Raw genomic sequence first — 19,605 nt, forward strand, 5'->3', positions numbered from 1 at the left:
ACTACCTCCCGCGTGGGCATCCATTCCCGCTCCGGGACGGCCGCGCTGAGCGGGGATGGATGCACCTCCGGGGTGGATGGATGCCCCCACTGCGGCGGGGGCAATGCGTGCTACGTCGGAAGGGACGCCCATCGAGGGGAGCGTAGGACAGCTTCATTCACAACGAATTGGGGTGCTCGGCCGGACGTTGCGTCGATGATCGCGCGCACTGCACTCGACCCGTTTCCAAGGGACATCTCGGACGTCCAGCCGATGCTGTGGGGAGTAAGCAGCACGTTCTCCAGCCGCCGCAGCGGGCTGCCAGGGTCGAGCGGTTCGTTCTCGAACACGTCGAGCGCCGCGGCGCGGATAGAGCGGGTGCTCAGCGCCGCGATGAGGGCGTTCTCGTCGATGATCGGTCCCCGGGCCACGTTCACGAGCAGCGCCGTGGGGCGCATACGGTCGAGGAAGTCCTCATCAACGAGGTGGAACGTATCGGGGGTGAGCGCGGCCATCACGACGATCACATCCGAGCGTGCGGCGAGTTCCTCGAGGTCGACGAGGGCCGCGTCGAACTCTGCGGCTCGCTCCGGGGCACAGTAGGGGTCGTAGGCGAGGATGTCGACGTCGAACGGCGCTAGGAGCCGCGACAGGTCGGTTGCGGTATTCCCAAAACCGATAATTCCGACGGTCGACCCCGTGAGACCACGTCCCATCCACTGCGCCCGTTCTCCCCAGCGGTCCCGGCGCACGAGTTCGTGCTTGATTCCCAAATTGAGAAGTCCCCCGAGTATCAGCGCGAGCGCCGCAGTCGCGACGGGTCGACGGGCGCCGTCGGGAGTGATGGTCACGGCGACGCCGGCTGCTGTCGCTGCGTCGAGGTCCACGGCGTCGTATCCGACACCGAACCGTGCCAGCAGGAGTGGTGGATCCTGAACTCCGTCGAATGTGCTGGTGTCGACGGCGGGCGCTGCGAACAGGACAGCCGGCCGACCGTCGATGTCGCTCGGGCGCAGGACGGAGACGTTCTCGGGCAGGTACTCCCACGGGATGCCTGCCTCGTCCAGCGCGCCGAGGCCGATGTCTCCCCACAGGTTCGTTCCGTCCTCGCCGAGGAAATCGTTGCTGATACCTACCGGTCGCATTGTGATCGCGTTCCTTAGCTCTCAGAAGACGGCGACGGGGTTGACCGGGGATCCGGTTCCCGCGGGGATGAGTAGTGGTTGGACGGAGTACAGGAATTCATACCGTCCTTCTTCAGCGGCGGCGTCGGAGAGGTCTTCGAGGTCGAGGTTGTCGAGGAGCGGGATGCCCAGGCATGTCAGCGCGAGGATGTGCACGGGCGAGTGGATTCCCGGCGTGGGGGATGGTCGGACGTCGCTGTCGCCATCCGACCCCAACATTGAGATCCGGCGCTCGGCGAGGAGCCGCATCGCCGAGGGGTGCAGGCCGGCACTCAGATCCGACGAGTCCCACGCGCCCAGCTCATTCCGGCGGCGTTGATGCCCGGTGCGGAGCAGGACGGCGTCGGCTTCCCCGATCTGCACACCGAGCGTCCGTTCCGCCTCGAGCAGGTCACCCTCCGTCACGGCTCGGCCGGGTTCGAGCCAGGAAGCGCCCATCACGGTCGGCATGTCGACGAGCACGCCGCGACCCACGAACGCACCGAGCGAAGCGACGGTACCGAAGTGCGCACCAGTGGCGCCGACCACCTCCCGTCCGACGCGCCCTCCGAAGAGTTGGCCGCGGTACGCGATATGCGACAGTGCATCCAGGTGGGTGGTGGACTTCCCGTGGAATGCGATCCCGATGAAGTCCTTGTTGGTGGACGGTTCGGGGGGCTCACGGTCCTGGAGATCGACCATGTGGTGGAGGGCCGGGACAGGATTGTCGATCGCCGGCTCCGTGGGCCAGGGCAGCGTCGTGGAGACCACACGACCCGATTTCACCGTGCCGGCGGCTGCCGCAGTGTGCGCCGGCGTCAGGCGGTTCCAGGCCCCGCGATCCACGTCCTCCCATTCGTCCCACGTCTTGATCGATTCGTAGAGAGCATCGAACTCATCGATGCTCATCGGCTCGGTGAACTGATGCTCGTCCGCGGAACTCATATCCTTCTCCCTGTTGTTTCGTTCGATCAGAGGGTGGCGGGGCGAGTACGCGATCAGCATGCCCACCCCGCCACCGCGGGCTACTTGCCCCAGGCCTGCTTGTAGATGTCTCGGTAGCCGCTGTCCGGATCGAATACGTCCGAGTCCGGCACATTCTCCTTCGTGATGAGCGCCGGAGCCGCAAGAAAGCCGGATGGGTCAGCGCCGGCAAGGGCACGGTTCGCTTCGTCCACGAGTTGCCATCCCTGCAGGATGAGCGGGTCGGCGACCGTCGCGGACTGGTAGTCGACGTTGCGGATGCGCTGGAACTCCGCCGAGTCACCATCGCCTGCAGCGACTGCCTTCGGTGGGCCGGCCGGGTCCTTCCCCGCCGCTCGCAGCGATGACTGTGCGCCACCGAAATAGTTCCCGTTGATGGCGAGCAGATACGTCAACTTGTCGTCATACTGCTGCAGCAGCGAGGAGATCAGCCCGGGCATGCGCTGATTCGCCTCTGCGATGGGCGAGTCCTCGTACGCGAGTACGGTGCACGCCTCGCACGCCTCGATATACGCCTTCATCGCGTCGGCCTTGAGTACGGCGATGTCGTATTGGCTGTCCGTGAAGATGACTGCTCCCGCCTTGCCATCGGAGTCCGCGACGGCGTATGCGGCGGCGAGCTGGGAGACCTTGAGGGGGTCGGTCGTGATGTTGGTGAACATGCCGTTCCCGGGGCCCGGCTCGGTTCCGGCATGCCAGCCGATGACGGGTATGCCCGCATCGGTGGCCTGCTTGATCGTGCTTGCTTGCTCGGTCGGGTCGAAGCCACCGACGATGATAGCGCCGGGATGTCCGGCGATGGCCTGGCCCATCGCATCGGATCGGCCTTGTGCGGAGGCTTGACCGTCGTAGGAATCCACCACCCAACCGATGGCTTCCGCGGCCTCCTGCACCCCGCTGTAGACGGTGTTGATGCCGCCGTTGGTCAGGTCACTGCCGACGTAGGCGATGTGTGTTCCCGGGGCCTGTGCCGTGGGCCCGTCCGAGGGGGGTGTGAAGCCTTCGGTCGAATCCAGATTCGATTCGACGAGCGTCTTGGAGAACTCGACCACATCCCCGGTGGGCAGGATCGTCGAGAAGTCTGCCGAGTCTTGGGTGGGGCCGGCTTCGCCGGTCTGGTCGTTGGTTCCCTGGCCGACCGAGTCGCTGGAGCATGCGACGAGTGCGAGGGCGATCGTCGCGGAGGCGGCCAGGGTGCTCAGCGCCCGGCGACGGGTCTGGGTGTGTGAGATCACGGCTAGTCCTTTCTATTCGGGGAGGTTGCGTCGATGAGGTCCTCCGGTGGGGGACCGTCGGGTTCGCCGGGTGGTTCGCCGGATTGGTCGGCGGCGGTGGCGATGGGAGTGGCATCGGCTTTGGCAACGCGTTTGCGTGCCGCGAGGGAGGCGATGGTGATCGCCGCGACAAGGGTCAAGCCGTTGAAGAGTGGCTCGAGGAAGAACCGCCCGGGGAAGACCTGCTGGAGCCCGGAGATGCCGATCGTCGCAATGGCGACGCCGAGGATTGTGCCGAGTCCGTTGACTCGCCCGGGTCGGATGGTGGTCGATCCCAGGAATGCCGCTGCCAGGGCAGGCAGGAGGTACTCGGGCCCGATATTCGCCTGCGCGACGCCCGCCTGCCGGGAGGCGAGGATGACTCCGGCGACTCCGGTCATCATTCCGGAGGCGACCATCGCCCCCACGACGTACTTACGACGGGGGACGCCGGTCAGCCTCGCGGCTGCGGGGTTGGCGCCGACGGCGTACAGGTATCGGCCCACGGGCATGTAGTCGAGGAAGAGCCATACGATGATCCCGAGTGCGAGCGCGATGATGAACGGTCCGGGTATCGGGCCGAGACTCCATTGTGATATCTGATCGAAAGCGGAGGCCCGCAGGCCCTCGGAGTCCGTGACCTGCCGTCCGCCGGTATACCAGTACGTCACGGAGAAGATCACCTGTCCGGTGGCGAGGGTGGCGATGAACGCGTCCACCTGTGCCAGTTCGATCAGGAGCGCGTTGAGGAGACCGATGACGCCGCCGCCGACAAGGACGAGCACTATGACGATCCGATAGTCGAGGCCTGCCATCTGCCACGACAAGGCCATCACCTGCCAGAGGCCGACGCCATAACCGATCGACAGGTCGATCTTTCCTGCGACCATCGGCAGGGTCGCGGCGAGCGCGAGGATGAGCAGCACGGACTTGCTCGATGCCAGCAGCTTGAAGTTGAGGGCCGTGGCGAACGTGTCGGGTTGGAGGGCCACGAAGAGGAAGAACAAGGCGATGGTCAGCAGCACCATCCCGTAATTGCTCGTCAGGCGTGTCCAGAACCGTGCTCCGGGAGCCGGTTCGAGGGAGGTCGAGGTGACCGTCGTGTTCATAGTCATGCTGCATCACCCTTCTGCGGTGAGGTTCCCGGGTGGGCGGCGTTCCCGAGGTCGGAGGCCGCGGCGATCAGGTTCGGAATGGTGAGGTGTTGGCCGGTCAGTTCTGCGACGATCCGGCCGCGGCCCATGACGAGGGCACGGTGCGCGATCTTCGCCACCTCTTCCATGTCGGTGGAGACGACGACCGCGCCGGTACCGCTTTCGGTCACTCGTCCCAGGAGTTCGTAGATCTCGGCCTTGGCGCCGACGTCGACTCCCATGGTGGGCTCCTCGAGGACGACGATGTTCCTCCCTCGGCCGAAGCTGCGGGCGAGGATGGCCTTCTGCTGGTTCCCGCCCGAGAACGTATCGAGCGGTAGTTCCGGATCGGCGGGCCTGATGGCGTACGGCGCGAGGATCTGGCGGGCCTCCTGCCCCTCGCTTCGCGCAGTTCTGGGCTGCCACGCGCGCCGCCCCCACACCTTGGGGTTGCAGAAGAGGTTCTCCCGCACGCTCAGTCCGGCGCCGACGGCCTCCTCCTCCCGGTTGGAGGTCGCGAAACCGACCCCGGCGGCCACCGCATCCTTCGGATCGGCTGGACGATAGGGCTCGCCGTCAAGTGACATCCGCCCACTCGCGAGCTTCGTGGCCCCGGCGATTGCGCGCCCGAGCACCTCCTGCCCTGCTCCGCGCAGGCCGCAGATGGCGAGCACTTCCCCCTCGTGGACCGTCAGGTCGATCGGGGCGGTGCCGCCGACCCGGATCTGCTCGAGCGCGAGCCGCACCTTCTGACCGGGTGCTTCGATCCGGGGCACGATCGTCTCGCGTCCGACGATGAGATGGACGAGTTCCTCGGGGCTGATCTCCTCGACCGGACGGTCGGCGACCAACTGGCCGTTGCGCATGATGACGCCGCGCTGGGAGATCTCGTAGATCTCGTCGAGGCGGTGGGATACGTAGATCATGCCGACGCCGGATTGCCGGAGCTGACGAAGGACGGTGAAGAGTCGTTCGACGTCGCTGGCCGGGAGGGAGGCGGTCGGCTCGTCGAGCACGAGTAGTGCGGGATTGCTGACGAGGCCACGCGCGATGGCCAGAAGGCTTCGTTCCGCGCGCGGAAGGTCGAAGATTCGAGTCTTCGGATCGATTCCGCCTCCGACCGCGGACAGGACCTCCTCAGCGCGCTGGACCATCTTGCGTTGACTGATGAGCCGTAGCGAGGAGCGCGGAAATCCTAGGGTGAGGGACATGTTCTCGGCGACGGTCATCCATTCGATCAGGCCGAGGTTCTGGTGGACGAACGAGATCCGTTTGCGAACCTCAGCGTCGACACTCTCGCCGTTGAGCCGGATTTCTCCGCCGTCTGGCTTGTAGACGCCCGCGAGCATCTTGATGATCGTCGACTTGCCCGCACCATTTTCGCCCAACAGGGCGACGATCTCTCCGGCTTCGACAGTGAACGACACGTCATCGACGGCGCGCGTGGCATAGAACGACTTGCTTAATCCGATTACTTCGAGCAGGGGAACCCGCGTGCTCGCCGGTCCGGTCTGGCCCATGTCCATCTCCTTCGATAGCCTCCACGCGTGGTGGAGTCGGGGCGTGTGTTCGTGCGGGGCGCTAGCGCGGGGAGCGGTCCTCGATGAACTTGCGTGTCACTGCGATGTCCTCCTCCCCGTGGCCCTGATCGACCAGTTCGCCGAATGCGGTGGACAGGGCGGGAAGTAGGGCCGTGTTGGTGTCGGTTGCTCCCGCGATCTCGGTGGCGAATGCGAGATCCTTTGTCATGTACTTCGCCACTCCGGACGGTGAATAGTCCGCAGTCACGATCTTCTCCTTGCGGGACTCCAAGAGGGTGCCGCCCGCGTAGCCCCCGCCCAGGAGGGCCCACATCCGTGCCAGGTCGAGGCCGGACCGCGAGGCCAGCACACTGGCCTCGCCGAGGGCCAGGATCGTGGCCGCGACGACCATCTGGTTGCATGCTTTGGCGACCTGGCCGGCGCCGAGGGGGCCGAGGTGGACCGGGTTCCCACACGGGGCCAGGGCGGCAGCGGCGTAGCGCGCGTCCTCCTCGGTCCCGCCGAGCATGATCGATAGGGTTCCGGCCGCCGCGCCGTCCTCCCCGCCGGAGACCGGGCAGTCGACCGTCCGAATCCGGTCACCTGATCGCTCTCGTAGCCGGCGGTCGAGGTCGCGCACCCCTGTGGCCGAGGAGGTCGAGCCGATCAGCAGGAGCAGCTCGTTGGTGTCGGCGAGGAGTCCGTCGGGTCCGGTAAGGACCTCCTCCACCTGGGGCAGGTCCGGCAGCATGAGGAGCACGATGTCGCAGGACGCGCCGAGCAGACGGGGCGTATCGGCCCAGATCGCGCCCGCCTCGACGAGGTCCGGGCGTGGGCGTCGGGCCGTGATGGTCACGGTCCGTCCGGCGTCGAGGAGACGATGGGCCATGGGAGTGCCCATCGCACCGAGGCCGATGATGCCGAGCGAGGTGTAGTCGTCCATAGGGCTATTTCTCCGGTCGATGCTGAACGAGGCGTACTGGGCTCAGAGGTCGTCGAAGCCGACGAGGACCTTGCCCGATGCCTGGGAATCCTTCGCGACGGCGAACGCGGCCAGGGCCGATTCCACCGGGAACCTGTGGGTGATGACCGGCTCGATCGACGCGTCGCTGGTGAGGAGCCCGACTGCGGCGTCGATTTCGTCGTTGAACCGGAACGATCCGTGCACGACCAGTTCCTTGGAGATCATCGGCGCCAGGTTGATCTTGCGAGGCTCGTCCGGAACCATGCCGAGTTGTACATAGGAGCCGGCCCGGCGCGCTGCGCGGAGTCCGCTGTTGATGGACGCAGGTGCACCGGAGCACTCGAGGACCACGTCATAGGACTCTGCGGGGAGTTCGCTCGAGCTCGCATCGAGTACGTGCGTGGCCCCGAGGGCGAGAGCGCGCTCGAGTGGTCCGGGCAGCACATCTGTGACCGTGACCTCGCGTGCTCCCTTCGCGATCGCCGCAGCCGTGGTGAGCAGTCCGATGGGACCGGCCCCGGCGACGAGTACCCGCTGACCGTCGATCCGGCCGGCCTGGTTGATGCCGTGGAGGCCGACGGCCAGCGGTTCGGCCAGCGCGGCCCGCGCGAGGGGGAGACCCTCCGGCAGTGTCCGGATCATCGATGCAGCGACCACGAGGAATTCGGACATGGCGCCCTGGGTGTGGGGCCACGTGGACGCGCTGCCCAGGTAGGAGCCACCCGGCCACAGGTGTGGGTGGTCTTCGATGCCGAGCTGAGACGTCCCGAAGGTGGCCGGGTGCACGGTGACCGGCGTGCCGGGCGTGAGCCGTCCTGAGGGATCGAGGTCGACCACCCCGGACACCTCATGGCCGGGGATGAGCGGTTCCCGAACCTTGAATGCGCCGTTTGCGCCATCGTAGTAATAGTGCAGGTCGGATCCGCAGATCCCGACGAACGAGGTCCGGATGCGAACCTGCCCGGGTTGCGGGTCCGGGGCCGGTAAGTCGGCCACCTCGAGTGATTCCTTACCGTGGATGATGACGGCACGCATGCTGGCTCCCTTCGACGTGAGCGCTAGACGACGGCCGTCATGCCGCCGTCGACGAAGATGTTCTGGCCGGAGACGAAGCGTGAGGCGTCGGAGGCGAGGTAGACGAGCGTGCCGACCAACTCCTCGGGAAGGCCCCATCGCTGTGCCGGGGTGCGGGCGAGGACCCATGCGTTGAAGTCGTCGTCGGCCACGAGGGCGGCGTTCATCTCCGTCTTGAAATATCCCGGCGAGATCGCATTGACCTGGATGTTGAAGCGGGCGAGGTCCGCGGCCATGCCCTTGGTCAACATCGCGAGGCCGCCCTTGGATGCCGTGTACGGCGCGATGGTCTGACGCCCGAGCAGACTCTGCACCGACCCGATGTTGATGACCTTGCCACTGCCGCGCTGCGCCATCGCGCGGGTGATCGGCTGCGAGACATAGAACGCGCTCGAAAGGTTCGTCGCGATGACGGTGTCCCAGTCCACCGGATCGAACTCGTTGAACGGGGCGCGCCGCTGCACGCCGGCGTTGTTCACCAGAATGTCCGGGACGCCGTGCTCAGTGATGACGGAGGCTATGCCGGCCTGGGTGGACTCCACATCGGTGATGTCGAACGACACCGTGGGTGCGGGCGCGCCGCCGGTCAATCGGCTGAGACGCTCGCTCGCTCGATCGAGTGTGCCAGGGTCCCGCCCGTGCAAGACGACCGTTGCACCCGCCTTCGCCAGCCCGGAGGCCAACGCAAGTCCAAGTCCCCTCGATGATCCGGTGACGAGAGCGAGCCTGCCTGTGATGTTGAACGGGTCCGTGCCGAGTTCCGGTCCGCGTCCGTTCGTGTGCTGCGCCATTCCCGACCTCCTCGATGAGCGGGTGTTCGTTGATCTCGCGATCAGAGTACACGCTATGGAACGAAGTTCAATAGACTGTACCCAAATTGTTACCGTGCGGGTGAGTGCCAGCAGGTATCGTCGGCCTCGACCCAGTGCTGAGGCGCGGATGGGCGCGCTGGGTCTGCACGATCAGCACGTGAGGCGGTGTCGTCAGCGCCCTCTCGCACCGACGACCGTAGGAGGGTCATGCCCCGCGCTATCGAAAACCGCGAGCGCGACCTCGCGCCCGCGCTGACTCGTGGGATCCGGATACTGGAGGTGCTCGCGGACGCGTCCGGGCGGCCGGTCACTCTGAGCGACATCGCACGGACCCTCGGTGCCGCGAAGTCGTCCACGTCGAACCTGTGCGGCGTGCTCGACGCGGCGGGACTCATCCGACGCGTCGAAGGTGGGTACGCCCTGGGGCATCGGACGGTCGAGTTCGGCGGCGCCTACCTGCGAACGTTCAATGAGGTGCGCGAGTTCTACGACTTCTGTAGTGCCTCGCCCGCGCTCTCCATGGAGGTCGTGCAGATTGCGATGCTCGACGGTTCAGACGTCGTCTATCTGGCGCGCCGCGAGGGGCATGCGCCACTGCGCCTGACGGCGACCATCGGGGAGCGGTTTCCCTCGGCGCCGACCGCGGTCGGGAACGTCCTCTTGGCGGCCCTCCCGGATGCCGAGATCGACGGGCTGTTCCAGGATCCGGCCGCGTTCCCTCGTCGTACGGGGCAGAGTGTGCGAACTCTCGACGATCTCAAGGCGAAGCTCGCCGCCGTCCGTGAGCGCGGCTATGCCGTGGACGAGAACGAGGTGCACCCCGGCATCTCCGGCATCGCCGTCCGAGTCCCGCCGCGCTCGAGTGCGGCGCCGCCGCTCGCGATCGGCTGCACGTTCATCACTGCGGTGACCACGGACGAGCAGCGCGCGGAACTGGTCAGTGAACTGCTCGACCTCAAGCGACTCCTCGAGAATCCCATGCAGCCGGCGTATCTGGAGTGACGCGTCGGCCCGCCCAGGGCGGCGCCGTCGGAGCGGGCCGGGTCAGTGCTCGTCCGGCTCGGCGCGCAGCAGGTCGGCGATCTCCTCCTCGGGCCTCGGGGGGATCGTCTCGTCCGGCTCGAGCATCGGCAGGTCGTCGTGGTGGTCCGGGGGGTCGGCTGGTGTCGACATCGCTACCTCCTCACGCGTCGACCGTAGCGCGGCGTCGGCCCGCGCGTCAGTGGTTCAGGGGTGCCATTCGGCGCGGCGCCTCGCCGGACCGGCGAATGCGGAGCCACGTGGTGAACTGTCCCGCATCTACGGACTATGCTCTCGAATCATGACGCATTATCGGATCAGTGAGGCGGCGCGGCTGCTCGGGGTCTCCGACGACACCGTGCGCCGGTGGATCGACGGCGGCCGGCTCACCTCCGTGCACGACGAGTCCGGGCGGGCGGCGATCGAGGGCGCCGCGCTCGCCGCATGGGCCCAGGAGCTCGCGCGCGCCCCGGAGGCGAGCGGACGCTCGAGCGCTCGGAACCGGTTCGTCGGCCTCGTCACCTCGATCCGGTCCGACGAGGTGATGGCCCAGGTCGACCTCCAGTGCGGCCCCTTCCGCGTGGTCTCGCTCATGTCGGCCGAGGCGGTGCGCGATCTCGGGCTCGAGATCGGCTCCCTGGCCACCGCCGTCGTCAAGGCCACCACCGTGATCGTCGAGACCCCCGAGCGATGAGGACCCCGATGCGGCTGCTCCCCCCGGTGCTGCTGACCGCCGCCCTGACCCTCGCCGCGTGCGGCGGCCCCGGCGGATCCAGCGGCCCAGGCGGTGTCGCCGAGGAGCCCGCGCCGACCGACACCCTGACCGTGTTCGCCGCCGCCTCCCTCGGGGCCGCCTTCGACGACCTCCTCGAGGCGTTCGGGGCCGACCACCCGGACGTGACGATCGAGCCCGCAACCTACGACGGCTCCTCCACCCTCGTGACCCAGCTCATCGAGGGGGCCCGGGCCGACGTCCTCGCCACGGCCGACCAGGCCACGATGGCCACGCTGCTCGACTCCGACCTGCCGACCGGCGACCCGGTCGACTTCGCCACGAACACCCTCGTGATCGCGGTGCCCGCGGGCAACCCCCACGGCATCGAGGACCTGCCCGACCTCGCGGGCCGCACCTACGCGATCTGCGCCCCCGAGGTGCCGTGCGGCGCCGCCGCCGGGCGCCTGTTCGCCCAGCGCGGGTTCGAAGCGGACGCGGTGAGCCTCGAGCAGAACGTCACCGCGGTGGTCCGGCGGGTCGCCTCCGGCGAGGTGGACGCGGGGCTCGTGTACGCGACGGACGTCGCCGACCGCGCGGGCGAGCTCGAGGCCGTGGTCCCCGCCGGCGATCCGATCGTCAACACCTACCCGATCCTCACCCTGACGTCCGATCCCGCGGCACGCGCATTCGCCGACTACGTGCTCTCCGACGCCGGCCGGGAGATCCTGGCAGAGCACGGCTTCGGCGCGCCGTGACCCGGGGGCCGATCCTCGCCGGGGGCGCCGCCGGCCGGCGCGCGGTCTCCGGTCGCGCGGGTTCCGGTCGCGCAGGCTCCGGGGCGCGGCCGCGGCGCGGGCTGCCGGCCTTCGTGCTCGTGCCGGCCCTCGCCGGGCTCGCGTTCGTGCTCGTTCCGCTGCTCGCGCTGCTGCCGAAGGTCGAATGGGGCCGCTTCATCGCCGACGTGACCGATCCGGTCACCCTCGCGGCCCTGGGACTGTCCGTGCGCACCGGGGCCGTCGCGACGCTCTGCTGCCTGGTGCTCGGCGTGCCGCTCGCGCTGCTCATCGCCCGCGCCGCGCCGCGCCGGGCCACCGTGCTCCGCACGATCGTCACCCTCCCGCTCGTGCTGCCGCCGCTCGTGGGCGGGGTCGCCCTGCTCGCCGTGCTCGGGCGCACCGGCCTGTTCGGTCCGGCGCTCGAATCGGTCGGGGTGAGCATCCCGTTCACCCCCGCCGCCGTCGTGTTCGCCCAGACGTTCGTGGCCATGCCCTTCCTCGTCATCTCCGTCGAGGGGGCGCTGCGCAGCGTCGGCACGGACTACGAGCGGGTCGCCGCGGGCCTCGGCGCGGGCCGCTGGCGCGTGCTCACCCGCATCACGCTGCCGCTCGTGGCCCCCGGCCTGCTCGCGGGAATCGTGCTGTGCTTCGCCCGTGCCGTCGGCGAGTTCGGCGCCACCGCGCTGTTCGCCGGCAACAAGCCCGGCGTCACCCAGACCATCCCGATGGCGATCTACACCGCGTTCAACGGCGCGGGCGTGAGCCGGCAGGCCGCCTTGGCGCTGTCCGTCCTGCTCATCGCCACCTCCCTCGTGGTCATCCTCGCCTTCCCCACGGGCCCGCGCCTGTTCGGCGGCGCCCGCCCGTCGCGTCGCGCCCGCCCGATCAGCGACGACGCAGCGCACCTCCCGCCCACGACCCCCGAGCCCGCGGCGACGCCCGCGCACGGCGACTCGGGCGCCGTCCTCACGCTCGACCTCGCCCACACCCGCGGCACCTTCACGCTCGAGGCGACACTCGACGTGCCCGCGGGGCGCACCCTGGCGGTCGTCGGCGCGAACGGCGCCGGCAAGTCCACCCTGCTCGACCTCATCGGCGGCACCCTCACCCCGGACCGGGGAACGATCCGCGTGGGTGCGCGCGAACTGAGCCGCGGGGGAGGGCGGCCCCGCGTCGTCCCGGCGGAGGAGCGCCGGATCGGCACGCTCACGCAGGACGCCCTGCTCTTCCCGCATCTGAGCGCGGTCGAGAACATCGCGTTCGGGCCGCGCGCGCGGGGCATCCCGGCCCGGGCGGCCCGGGCGGAGGCGGCCGACTGGCTCGAGCGCGTCGGCCTGCCCGGCACCGATCACCGCCGCCCCCGGGAGCTCTCCGGCGGTCAGCAGCAGCGGGTGGCGCTCGCCCGGGCGCTGGCCACCCGTCCCGGGCTCCTCCTCCTCGACGAGCCGCTCGCCGCCCTCGACGTGGCCACGGCCCCGCAGATCCGACTCCTGCTCGCCGACGAGATCCGCCGCACCGGCGTCACCGCGGTCGTCGTCACCCACGACCTCCTCGACGCGATCGTGCTCGCCGACGAGGTCGCGGTGCTCGCGGCCGGGCGGATCGTCGAATCCGGCCCGACCCTGCGCGTCGTCGAACGCCCGCGCACGCCGTTCGCGGCCGCGCTCGCCGGCGTCAACCTGCTCACCGATCCGGCCACCGGCGACCTCCTGCGGATCCGGCCGGCGGACCTCGCGCTGCATGCCGAACCCGGCCCGGGCCGATGGGCCGCGCGCGTGCTGGCCACCGAGGCGGCCGCGAGCGGGGTGCGGGTGCGGCTGATCATGGACGACGGGGCTCACCTCGCCGCGGACGTTCCGGCGGCCGCGGGGGCCGGCTTCCGTCCGGGCGGCCGGGTGCACCTGTCGGTTCGGGGCACGGGCGCCTGAGCCGGGCGGGCCGGCTACTCCGGGTGGGCCGCCGCCGGCGGCGGGGCTGCCGGACCGCTTCCAGGCGGGCGGGTCGGCAGGAGCACGACCATCGTCGCCCCACCGCCGGGGGTGGGTTCGTGGAAGACCCGGCCACCGTGGGCGGCGATGATCGTGGCCACGATCGCGAGGCCCAGCCCGGAACCGCCGTGGGTGCGCGCGCGGGCGGAGTCGGGCCGGTAGAACCGTTCGAACACCCGCCGGGAGTCGGCCTCGGAGATGCCGGGGCCGTGGTCGACGATCCGGATCATGGCGGTGCGGTCGTCGGCCCAGCGCACCTCGACGTCGACGGCCGTGCCCGGGGGAGTGTGCTGCACGGTGTTGCCGATGAGGTTCATCACCACCTGGCGGATCTTGTTCTCGTCGGCGGGCACGATCACGGGCTCGGAGGCCTTGAGCTCCGCCGGCCGGGTGGGATCGAGGGCCCCGAGATCGGCCACGCCGTCGCGGGCGATGGTCACGAGGTCGACCGGCGCCAGCGCGAGCCCCTGCCGCTCGTCGAGCCGGGTGAGGGCGAGGAGGTCGGCCACGAGCGCGCCCATCCGGGCGGCCTCGTTCTCCATCCGACCCATCGTGGCCGCGACCTCCTCCGGCGGCACCGCGCCCATCCGGTACAGCTCCCCGTAGCCCCGGATCGAGGCGAGCGGCGTGCGCAGCTCGTGCGAGGCGTCGGAGACGAACTGGCGCATCCGCGCCTCGCTCGCCTCCTGCTCGGCGAAGGAGTGCTCGAGGTTGGTCACCATCGTGTTGAAGGTGCTGGCGAGCCGGCCCACCTCCGTGTGCGGATCGTGCACCTCGACCCGTTGGCTCAGGTCCCCGGCGGCCACCGCCTGGGCGGTCCGGTCCATCCGCCGCAGCGCGCGCAGCGAGCGCTCCATCACGAGCGAGCCCACCAGTGCGGTGAGCACCATGACCCCCGCGCCCACGATGAGGACCGTGCGCGTCATCGCCTCGATCGTGCGGTTGACCGACGTGAGCGGCAGCGCGACGACGCCCCACGCGACCAGTTCCTGATCCGACTTCTTGTAGATCGGGAAGGCGCGGATGCGCCACTGAGTGGTCGACGGGGAGACGGAGCCGACCGTGGCGTACTGGTTCTCGGAGGCGAGGTCGAGGAGGCGGTCGAGGGTCGGCAGCTCCGGCTGCGCCATTCCCGTGGTCGTCGCGTAGGAGCGACCGATCTCCGAACCCTGAAGGTCCCAGAACTCGAAGAAGTAGTCGGTCGGACGGATCGCGCTCAGGCTCGGGTCCGGTGCCCACTGGGAAAGGGCGGCCGCGGTGAGCGGATCGGTGGCGGCACGCAGTTGCAGGTCGGACTGCTGGACGAGCGAGCTGCGCAGCAGCATGATCGCGGCACCCGAGGAGATTCCGAGGGCGATGAGCACGAGCGCCGCGGTGATCGCCGAGAGCCGGGCCCGCAGCGAGAGGCGTCGCCAGACCGTCATGCCCCAGACCCTACGTCAGCGACTCGGCTCACGCGGACGCGCCTCCGTCGGGTCCGGCGGTCCGGGTCAGGCCTGCTCGCGCAGGACGTAGCCCACGCCACGCTTGGTGTGGATGAGCGGTGGGGAGTCCGGGGCGAAGGGGGCATCGATCTTGCGACGCAGGTAGGAGATGTAGGACTCGACGATCGCGCCGTCGCCGCCCCAGTTGTAGGCCCACACGTGGTCGAGGATCTGGGACTTGCTCAGCACCCGGCCGGCGTTGAGCATGAGGTAGCGCAGCAGCGTGAACTCGGTGGGGGAGAGCTCCACGAGCTGCCCGCCGCGGCGCACCTCGTGGGCGTCGTCATCGAGCTCCAGGTCGCCCACGCGCACGACCGAATCGTCCTCGCCGGCGGTGGCCCGGGCCCGGCGCAGCACGGCGCGGATGCGGGCGATCACCTCGTCGAGGCTGAACGGCTTGGTCACGTAGTCGTCGCCGCCGACCGTCAGGCCCGCGACCTTGTCGGACGTGCCGTCCCGGGCGGTGAGGAACACGACCGGCATGTGCTTGCCCTGCTCGCGCAGCTTGCGCGTGATCGTGAAGCCGTCCATATCCGGGAGCATCACGTCGAGCACCACGAGGTCGGGGCTCGACTCGAGGGCGCGGCGCAGCGCCGTCTGGCCGTCACCGGCGGTGTCGACCTCGAATCCGTTGAACCGCAGCGATGCCGCGAGCAGTTCGCGGATGTTCGGTTCGTCGTCCACTACGAGCAGCTTGGCCTCAGACATGGCACCAGTATGCGCTCCCGTCCTGGGGATCGGTTGGGAGGTTCCTGGGAGATGCCTGACCTCGTCCTGTCGGCGCCGGGGTCGAGCGTTCGATCGCCAGACAGGATCGCTTTCGACTTGTATGGTTGATCGCCAATGGCGTCGGGGCCATCTTGAGTAGCAGGAGGAGATGAAGATGTCTTTCAAGAAGAGGGCTGGTGCGCTGATTGCGTCGATCGCGCTTGCAGCCGGATTGACCGTTGCGGTAACCGGGCCCGCGCAAGCGTGGTCCAGTCAGACGTTCAACTACTCTCCGGTTCAGTGCTGGGGTGGCTTCGTGGGTAGCAGTTGGTACTCGGGCTCGACTGCGAAGGCGTCGAGTGGTGGAGGAGGTGGGTGCATCCTTACCTCGCCGAAGTATCGCGCGGCCGTGCGATACACGTGGGGACGCAGTTCGGTGGTGTCGAATCATGACTACGCGCTCGCCACGGCGGGATACAATTCTGCCGCACTCGGCGGCCAGCATGCTTGGTATGCGGATGGGGCTCTCGGCTGGTCCTGGTTCAACTCGTGAATCGCCGCCATCCAGGCGAGTACATCCTGGCTGCGGTGGTGATGAGTTGGATGTTCGTGCTCGCGGCGTGCTCCGCCGGGGCGGAGGGAGGACCCCGACCTGACGATCCGGGCGCGCTCCGGCTGGCCGGGGAGTCATTTCTGCAATCTGGTGGAGATCCCGAGGTCGCAAGAGTTTTCGAGGACGGCGTGATCGACCGAGAGGACTACGAATTCGTGTTCAGTCGCTACCAGTCCTGCATTGAGGCCGCGGGCATGTCCCTTCGAAACGTCGCGATCAATCCTCTCGACTCCCTCACGTACAGCTACATGGTCCATTACAATTCATTGAGCGAAGAGGATGGGTGGAGCGAGTCGATTCGATGTGACAGGGAATATCTCGAAACTCCACAGTCCTGGTATCAGGAGACGAACCCTGCGGAGATCAACCCTAAGCTGATCGTCCCGATCCACGCGTGCCTCGACCGCGTCGGGGTCGATTACGATCCCGAAGCATCGACACTGCGTGGCCTCTTTCTGGCGGAAGATCCGACGTACAAGCAATTCGAGACGGTCAGCGAGTGTGCTGTCGAGGCGATGACCGAAAAGTTTCCCGAGGTCACGGGGTACGGTGTCGAATTCTGACGCCGAACGGACTTCGATGCGAACGGATGCAGGCGCCCGGCGAAGGCGAGCTGCACTCGGGGTGATCGTCGTCGCGTTGTGGCTCGCTGCACCGGTGCTCATGTGGCTGCAAGCACATGACGCCGCAACGCGCATCGCGCCCGCCGAAGTGCAGATGGATCGTGTGCAGCTGGTGGAATGGGTTGAGGCTGTGACAGCGCCGGCGGCCCTCGCGCTGCGATGGGAGGTTCCCCACAGCGTTCTCTCACCCGCGGCCGGACGTGTGCAGGAGGTGCTCGTTGCTCCTGGTGACGTGCTCGAGAACGGCACCGAGATGCTCCTGGTGAATAATCGCACGATCGTAGCGTTCGCGGCGGAGGTGCCGTTCTTTCGGCCGCTGTCGTACCTGGACGATGGGAGTGACGCTGCGGCGCTGAACGAGATGCTTGCGACGATGGGGCTCGAGTCGAGCCCGGGTGACGTCGTCACGGCGAGGACCGTCCGCGGAATCAAGGCGCTCGACCACAGACTGGGGGGCGGCCGAGGGGGCGGGACGTTCGATCCGACGTGGATCGCCTTCCTTCCCAGCGACGGTGAGACGGTGGAGAGCGTTCACACCGGTGTGGGTGATGCAGTCGCAATCGACGCCGAGATCGTAGGGCTGCGGCCATCTGTCGAATCCGCGACCCTCGTGGACGCCGAATCGGCCCCACACGCTGACGATGGATCGCTGGAAGCAGGCTCCGCCGCGGGCAACGGAAGGGCCGACGACAGTATGGCTACGGCGATGCCGATCCCTCCGGATTCACATGTCGAACTACCGGACGGTACCAAGCTCGACATCGATGATTCGGGCAACGTGACGGATGCCTCGATAGGCGCCGTCACCTCGGCATCTCAGCCCGGTGACGTGTCGACGGCCGTACGAATCGTCACGCCGCCGAGCGTCGGATCGGTCCTCGCCCCGGCGGGTGCAATCTATGTCGACACCCGCGGGAATCAATGCATGATCCGTGCCACGGCCGCGCAGGGAGGAAGCACGACGCCCGTTCGGGTCACGATCACGGGCTACACGCTCGGGGGAGTCGCGGTCCGCAGCGGCGATCTGTCCGAGGGTACGTGGGTCGTGTCTCGGCCCGGTCAAACCGACCGAGTCACATGCTGATCCAGGCCGAGCGGGTGAGTCACCGCCTTGGTGGGCGGCTCGTTCTGGACGACGTCTCACTCACAGTCAACGCAGGAGAGTTCATCGCGCTGCTTGGGCCCTCTGGTGCCGGAAAGACGACCCTACTGGGAATCCTTGGCGGCCTGACCACACCAAATGCCGCAGGCGCCGTGCTCGTCGGAGCGGGTCGACCCCGGATCTCGTGGGCGTTTCAGAGCGCGCCGTCACTCCTCCAGCGCAGTGCCCTCGAGAATGTCGCCCTCGGCGGCCTCGCCCGCGGGTTGGATCGCGACGCTGCGGTGCACTCTGCTGCCTCGACCCTCGAACGGTTCGGTCTCGCCGACAAGATGAGTGCGCGGGTTCGCCTGCTCTCCGGCGGAGAACGCCAGCGGGTCAGCCTCGCCCGCGCGCTGGAGTCGGGAGCCGAGATCCTCCTCGCAGACGAACCGACCGCGTCCCTGGATCGTTCGGCGTCGGACGGCGTGGTGGATGCGATGGTCGACCTGACACGCGATCGGGTAGCCGTCGTCGTGGCGACCCACGATCCATATGTCGCCGGCTGCGCAGACGTGCGAATCGCTATCCGCGATGGACGAGTGCGTGCCTCGACCGCCAGGGGTGCGTAGTCCATGCGGCTGCGTGAGATCGTACGAGAAGGCTGGGCGAACGTCACCGCCACGCTTCCAACGCAGTTCCTCGTCACGTTGGTCGGGATCGTACTCATCGGCGGTGCGCTCGGCTGGTCCGCCCGGGCGGCGACCGACGTGTCGAACGAGATCGCAAGGAATGACGCTGAGGGCGGTGCGATCCTCCGAGTTGTTGCGCTGGAGCCCGGAGGGGTCGACGCAATGCGCTGTGATGCCGCGTCCGGGCTGGCCGGTGTCATCGGAGCCGGAGGAGTGCTGCACAGCGATCGGGTGGGCATCGAGGGATACGGCCACGAATCCACCAGTCTTGTGATCGTCACCCCCGGGCTATTGCGCATCGCCTGGCGGGAGGTGGTCGTCCGCGGCGCAGTGGCGTCACGCCTGCTCTCCGAGCAGTACGGCTGGAATTCCGGCTCGCTCATTTCGCTGCGGCACGATTCCGGACGCATCGACGACATCCCGCTCACCGGGGTCGCCATATCCTCCGCGCGCGTTCCCGCGCTCGTCTCCGGCGTAGCCACCCCCGCTCCACCTACCGGCGGTGATCGAGTGCGCGAGTGCCTGGTGGAGTCCTCCTACGGCTCGCGCCGGTCCGTCGAGGAAGAGTTGCTCTGGTGGTTCGGCCGATCCGAGAACGTGATCGTGACACCGTTGATCGCAGATTCGACGGACTCGCGCGAGATCATGGAGGGTTACCGCACCACCACGGGTATCACCTGGGTGCCGAGCATCGCCGCAGGGCTCTACGGCGTGCTCCTGGTGTGCGAGCTGCTGGTGCGCCGTCGCGACTTCGCCGTCTACCGTGCCTTGGGCGTCGGCCGCGCGGGGATGGCGACACTCGTTGTGACGGAACGGCTTCCCGCCCTCGCGGTCGTCACAGGTGGGGCGAGCAGCCTCGCGCTCATGACCACGGCGACGTGGAGCCGCCTGGCCCTCGACGCGGTCACGCTCGAGATTGTGCAGGTCGTGGCCGTGCTTGTTGCCGGAGTCGTGGTTCAGGCCGTGCTGGCCGGCTCGATCTCGATCCAGCGGGCGATGAAATCGGCGTAGTGTCGCGGCCGGTCG

20 protein-coding genes and 1 pseudogene are annotated in these 19,605 nt (G+C 68.4%); 10 read left to right on the plus strand and 11 right to left on the minus strand.

Annotated features, from left to right (window positions below; all coding sequences use genetic code 11):
- Positions 1–110: 110 nt before the first annotated feature.
- From GCG21_RS00625 to GCG21_RS00660, 8 genes are all read right to left on the minus strand, one after another.
- Positions 111–1,124: a D-isomer specific 2-hydroxyacid dehydrogenase family protein gene (locus GCG21_RS00625; protein ID WP_152817358.1), complete on the minus strand. Its 1,014-nt coding sequence runs from the start codon at positions 1,122–1,124 to the stop codon at positions 111–113.
- A gap of 21 nt (positions 1,125–1,145) precedes the next feature.
- Positions 1,146–2,147, minus strand: a complete 1,002-nt coding sequence (locus tag GCG21_RS00630) for a cyclase family protein (RefSeq protein ID WP_227992845.1) — start codon at positions 2,145–2,147, stop codon at positions 1,146–1,148.
- 20 nt (positions 2,148–2,167) lie between these two features.
- The gene (locus GCG21_RS00635; RefSeq protein WP_194164867.1) at positions 2,168–3,178 is read right to left on the minus strand and encodes a substrate-binding domain-containing protein; all 1,011 of its coding nucleotides are present in this window, start codon (positions 3,176–3,178) and stop codon (positions 2,168–2,170) included.
- A 185-nt stretch (positions 3,179–3,363) separates the two neighbouring features.
- Positions 3,364–4,494: an ABC transporter permease gene (locus tag GCG21_RS00640; RefSeq protein ID WP_227992847.1), complete on the minus strand. Its 1,131-nt coding sequence runs from the start codon at positions 4,492–4,494 to the stop codon at positions 3,364–3,366.
- Positions 4,491–6,032 carry a sugar ABC transporter ATP-binding protein gene (locus GCG21_RS00645; protein ID WP_152817360.1) on the minus strand — a complete coding sequence of 514 codons (1,542 nt, stop codon included), beginning with the start codon at positions 6,030–6,032 and terminating at the stop codon, positions 4,491–4,493. Before GCG21_RS00645 ends, GCG21_RS00640 begins: the two co-directional genes overlap by 4 nt.
- Before the next feature lie 61 nt (positions 6,033–6,093).
- Positions 6,094–6,975 carry an NAD(P)-dependent oxidoreductase gene (locus tag GCG21_RS00650; RefSeq protein ID WP_152817361.1) on the minus strand — a complete coding sequence of 294 codons (882 nt, stop codon included), beginning with the start codon at positions 6,973–6,975 and terminating at the stop codon, positions 6,094–6,096.
- A 42-nt stretch (positions 6,976–7,017) separates the two neighbouring features.
- Positions 7,018–8,031 (minus strand): L-idonate 5-dehydrogenase, encoded by a 1,014-nt coding sequence (locus tag GCG21_RS00655; RefSeq protein WP_152817362.1) that lies wholly within the window; start codon positions 8,029–8,031, stop codon positions 7,018–7,020.
- Positions 8,032–8,054: 23 nt separating this feature from the next.
- Entirely contained in the window at positions 8,055–8,861 is an 807-nt protein-coding gene (locus GCG21_RS00660) for an SDR family oxidoreductase (protein WP_152817363.1), read from the minus strand.
- Between the two features lie 228 nt (positions 8,862–9,089).
- On the opposite strand from GCG21_RS00660, the gene GCG21_RS00665 reads away from it, so the two are divergent.
- Positions 9,090–9,884, plus strand: a complete 795-nt coding sequence (locus tag GCG21_RS00665; protein WP_152817364.1) for an IclR family transcriptional regulator — start codon at positions 9,090–9,092, stop codon at positions 9,882–9,884.
- A gap of 42 nt (positions 9,885–9,926) precedes the next feature.
- On the opposite strand, the gene GCG21_RS16925 is transcribed toward GCG21_RS00665, so the two are convergent.
- On the minus strand, positions 9,927–10,055 hold the full coding sequence (locus GCG21_RS16925; RefSeq protein WP_255471573.1) for a hypothetical protein: 129 nt from the start codon (positions 10,053–10,055) through the stop codon (positions 9,927–9,929).
- A 148-nt stretch (positions 10,056–10,203) separates the two neighbouring features.
- Here GCG21_RS16925 and GCG21_RS00670 point away from each other — a divergent pair, with 148 nt between their 5' ends.
- From GCG21_RS00670 to GCG21_RS16485, 4 genes and pseudogenes are all read left to right on the plus strand, one after another.
- Positions 10,204–10,596 carry a molybdopterin-binding protein gene (locus GCG21_RS00670; protein WP_152817365.1) on the plus strand — a complete coding sequence of 131 codons (393 nt, stop codon included), beginning with the start codon at positions 10,204–10,206 and terminating at the stop codon, positions 10,594–10,596.
- 8 nt (positions 10,597–10,604) lie between these two features.
- Positions 10,605–11,372, plus strand: coding sequence for a molybdate ABC transporter substrate-binding protein (gene modA / locus GCG21_RS00675; RefSeq protein ID WP_152817366.1), 768 nt, complete (start codon positions 10,605–10,607; stop codon positions 11,370–11,372).
- Positions 11,373–11,473: 101 nt separating this feature from the next.
- A pseudogene (locus GCG21_RS16480) lies at positions 11,474–12,217 on the plus strand (ABC transporter permease); the annotation flags it as partial.
- Between the two features lie 198 nt (positions 12,218–12,415).
- Complete coding sequence (locus GCG21_RS16485) at positions 12,416–13,321, plus strand: ABC transporter ATP-binding protein (RefSeq protein ID WP_370517224.1); 906 nt, start codon at positions 12,416–12,418, stop codon at positions 13,319–13,321.
- A gap of 14 nt (positions 13,322–13,335) precedes the next feature.
- Here GCG21_RS16485 and GCG21_RS00685 read toward each other — a convergent pair whose 3' ends face one another.
- Together GCG21_RS00685 and GCG21_RS00690 are read right to left on the minus strand one after the other, a co-directional pair.
- Positions 13,336–14,805 carry a HAMP domain-containing sensor histidine kinase gene (locus GCG21_RS00685; protein WP_152817368.1) on the minus strand — a complete coding sequence of 490 codons (1,470 nt, stop codon included), beginning with the start codon at positions 14,803–14,805 and terminating at the stop codon, positions 13,336–13,338.
- Between the two features lie 66 nt (positions 14,806–14,871).
- On the minus strand, positions 14,872–15,573 hold the full coding sequence (locus GCG21_RS00690) for a response regulator transcription factor (RefSeq protein WP_152817369.1): 702 nt from the start codon (positions 15,571–15,573) through the stop codon (positions 14,872–14,874).
- A 175-nt stretch (positions 15,574–15,748) separates the two neighbouring features.
- Between GCG21_RS00690 and GCG21_RS00695 the strand changes: the two genes are divergently transcribed.
- The 5 genes from GCG21_RS00695 to GCG21_RS00710 all read left to right on the plus strand — a co-directional run bounded on the left by GCG21_RS00695 (position 15,749) and on the right by GCG21_RS00710 (position 19,590).
- Positions 15,749–16,126, plus strand: coding sequence for a hypothetical protein (locus tag GCG21_RS00695; protein WP_152817370.1), 378 nt, complete (start codon positions 15,749–15,751; stop codon positions 16,124–16,126).
- Positions 16,123–16,749 carry a hypothetical protein gene (locus GCG21_RS00700; protein WP_152817371.1) on the plus strand — a complete coding sequence of 209 codons (627 nt, stop codon included), beginning with the start codon at positions 16,123–16,125 and terminating at the stop codon, positions 16,747–16,749. Before GCG21_RS00695 ends, GCG21_RS00700 begins: the two co-directional genes overlap by 4 nt.
- Before the next feature lie 61 nt (positions 16,750–16,810).
- Positions 16,811–17,893 (plus strand): hypothetical protein, encoded by a 1,083-nt coding sequence (locus GCG21_RS16040; RefSeq protein ID WP_194164868.1) that lies wholly within the window; start codon positions 16,811–16,813, stop codon positions 17,891–17,893.
- Complete coding sequence (locus GCG21_RS00705; RefSeq protein WP_194164869.1) at positions 17,887–18,519, plus strand: ABC transporter ATP-binding protein; 633 nt, start codon at positions 17,887–17,889, stop codon at positions 18,517–18,519. Before GCG21_RS16040 ends, GCG21_RS00705 begins: the two co-directional genes overlap by 7 nt.
- Before the next feature lie 138 nt (positions 18,520–18,657).
- Positions 18,658–19,590 (plus strand): hypothetical protein, encoded by a 933-nt coding sequence (locus tag GCG21_RS00710; RefSeq protein ID WP_152817373.1) that lies wholly within the window; start codon positions 18,658–18,660, stop codon positions 19,588–19,590.
- Positions 19,591–19,605 lie beyond the last annotated feature (15 nt).

Origin of the sequence: Pseudactinotalea sp. HY160, assembly GCF_009372055.1 — a bacterium.
Classification (GTDB): Bacteria; Actinomycetota; Actinomycetes; order Actinomycetales; family Beutenbergiaceae; genus HY158.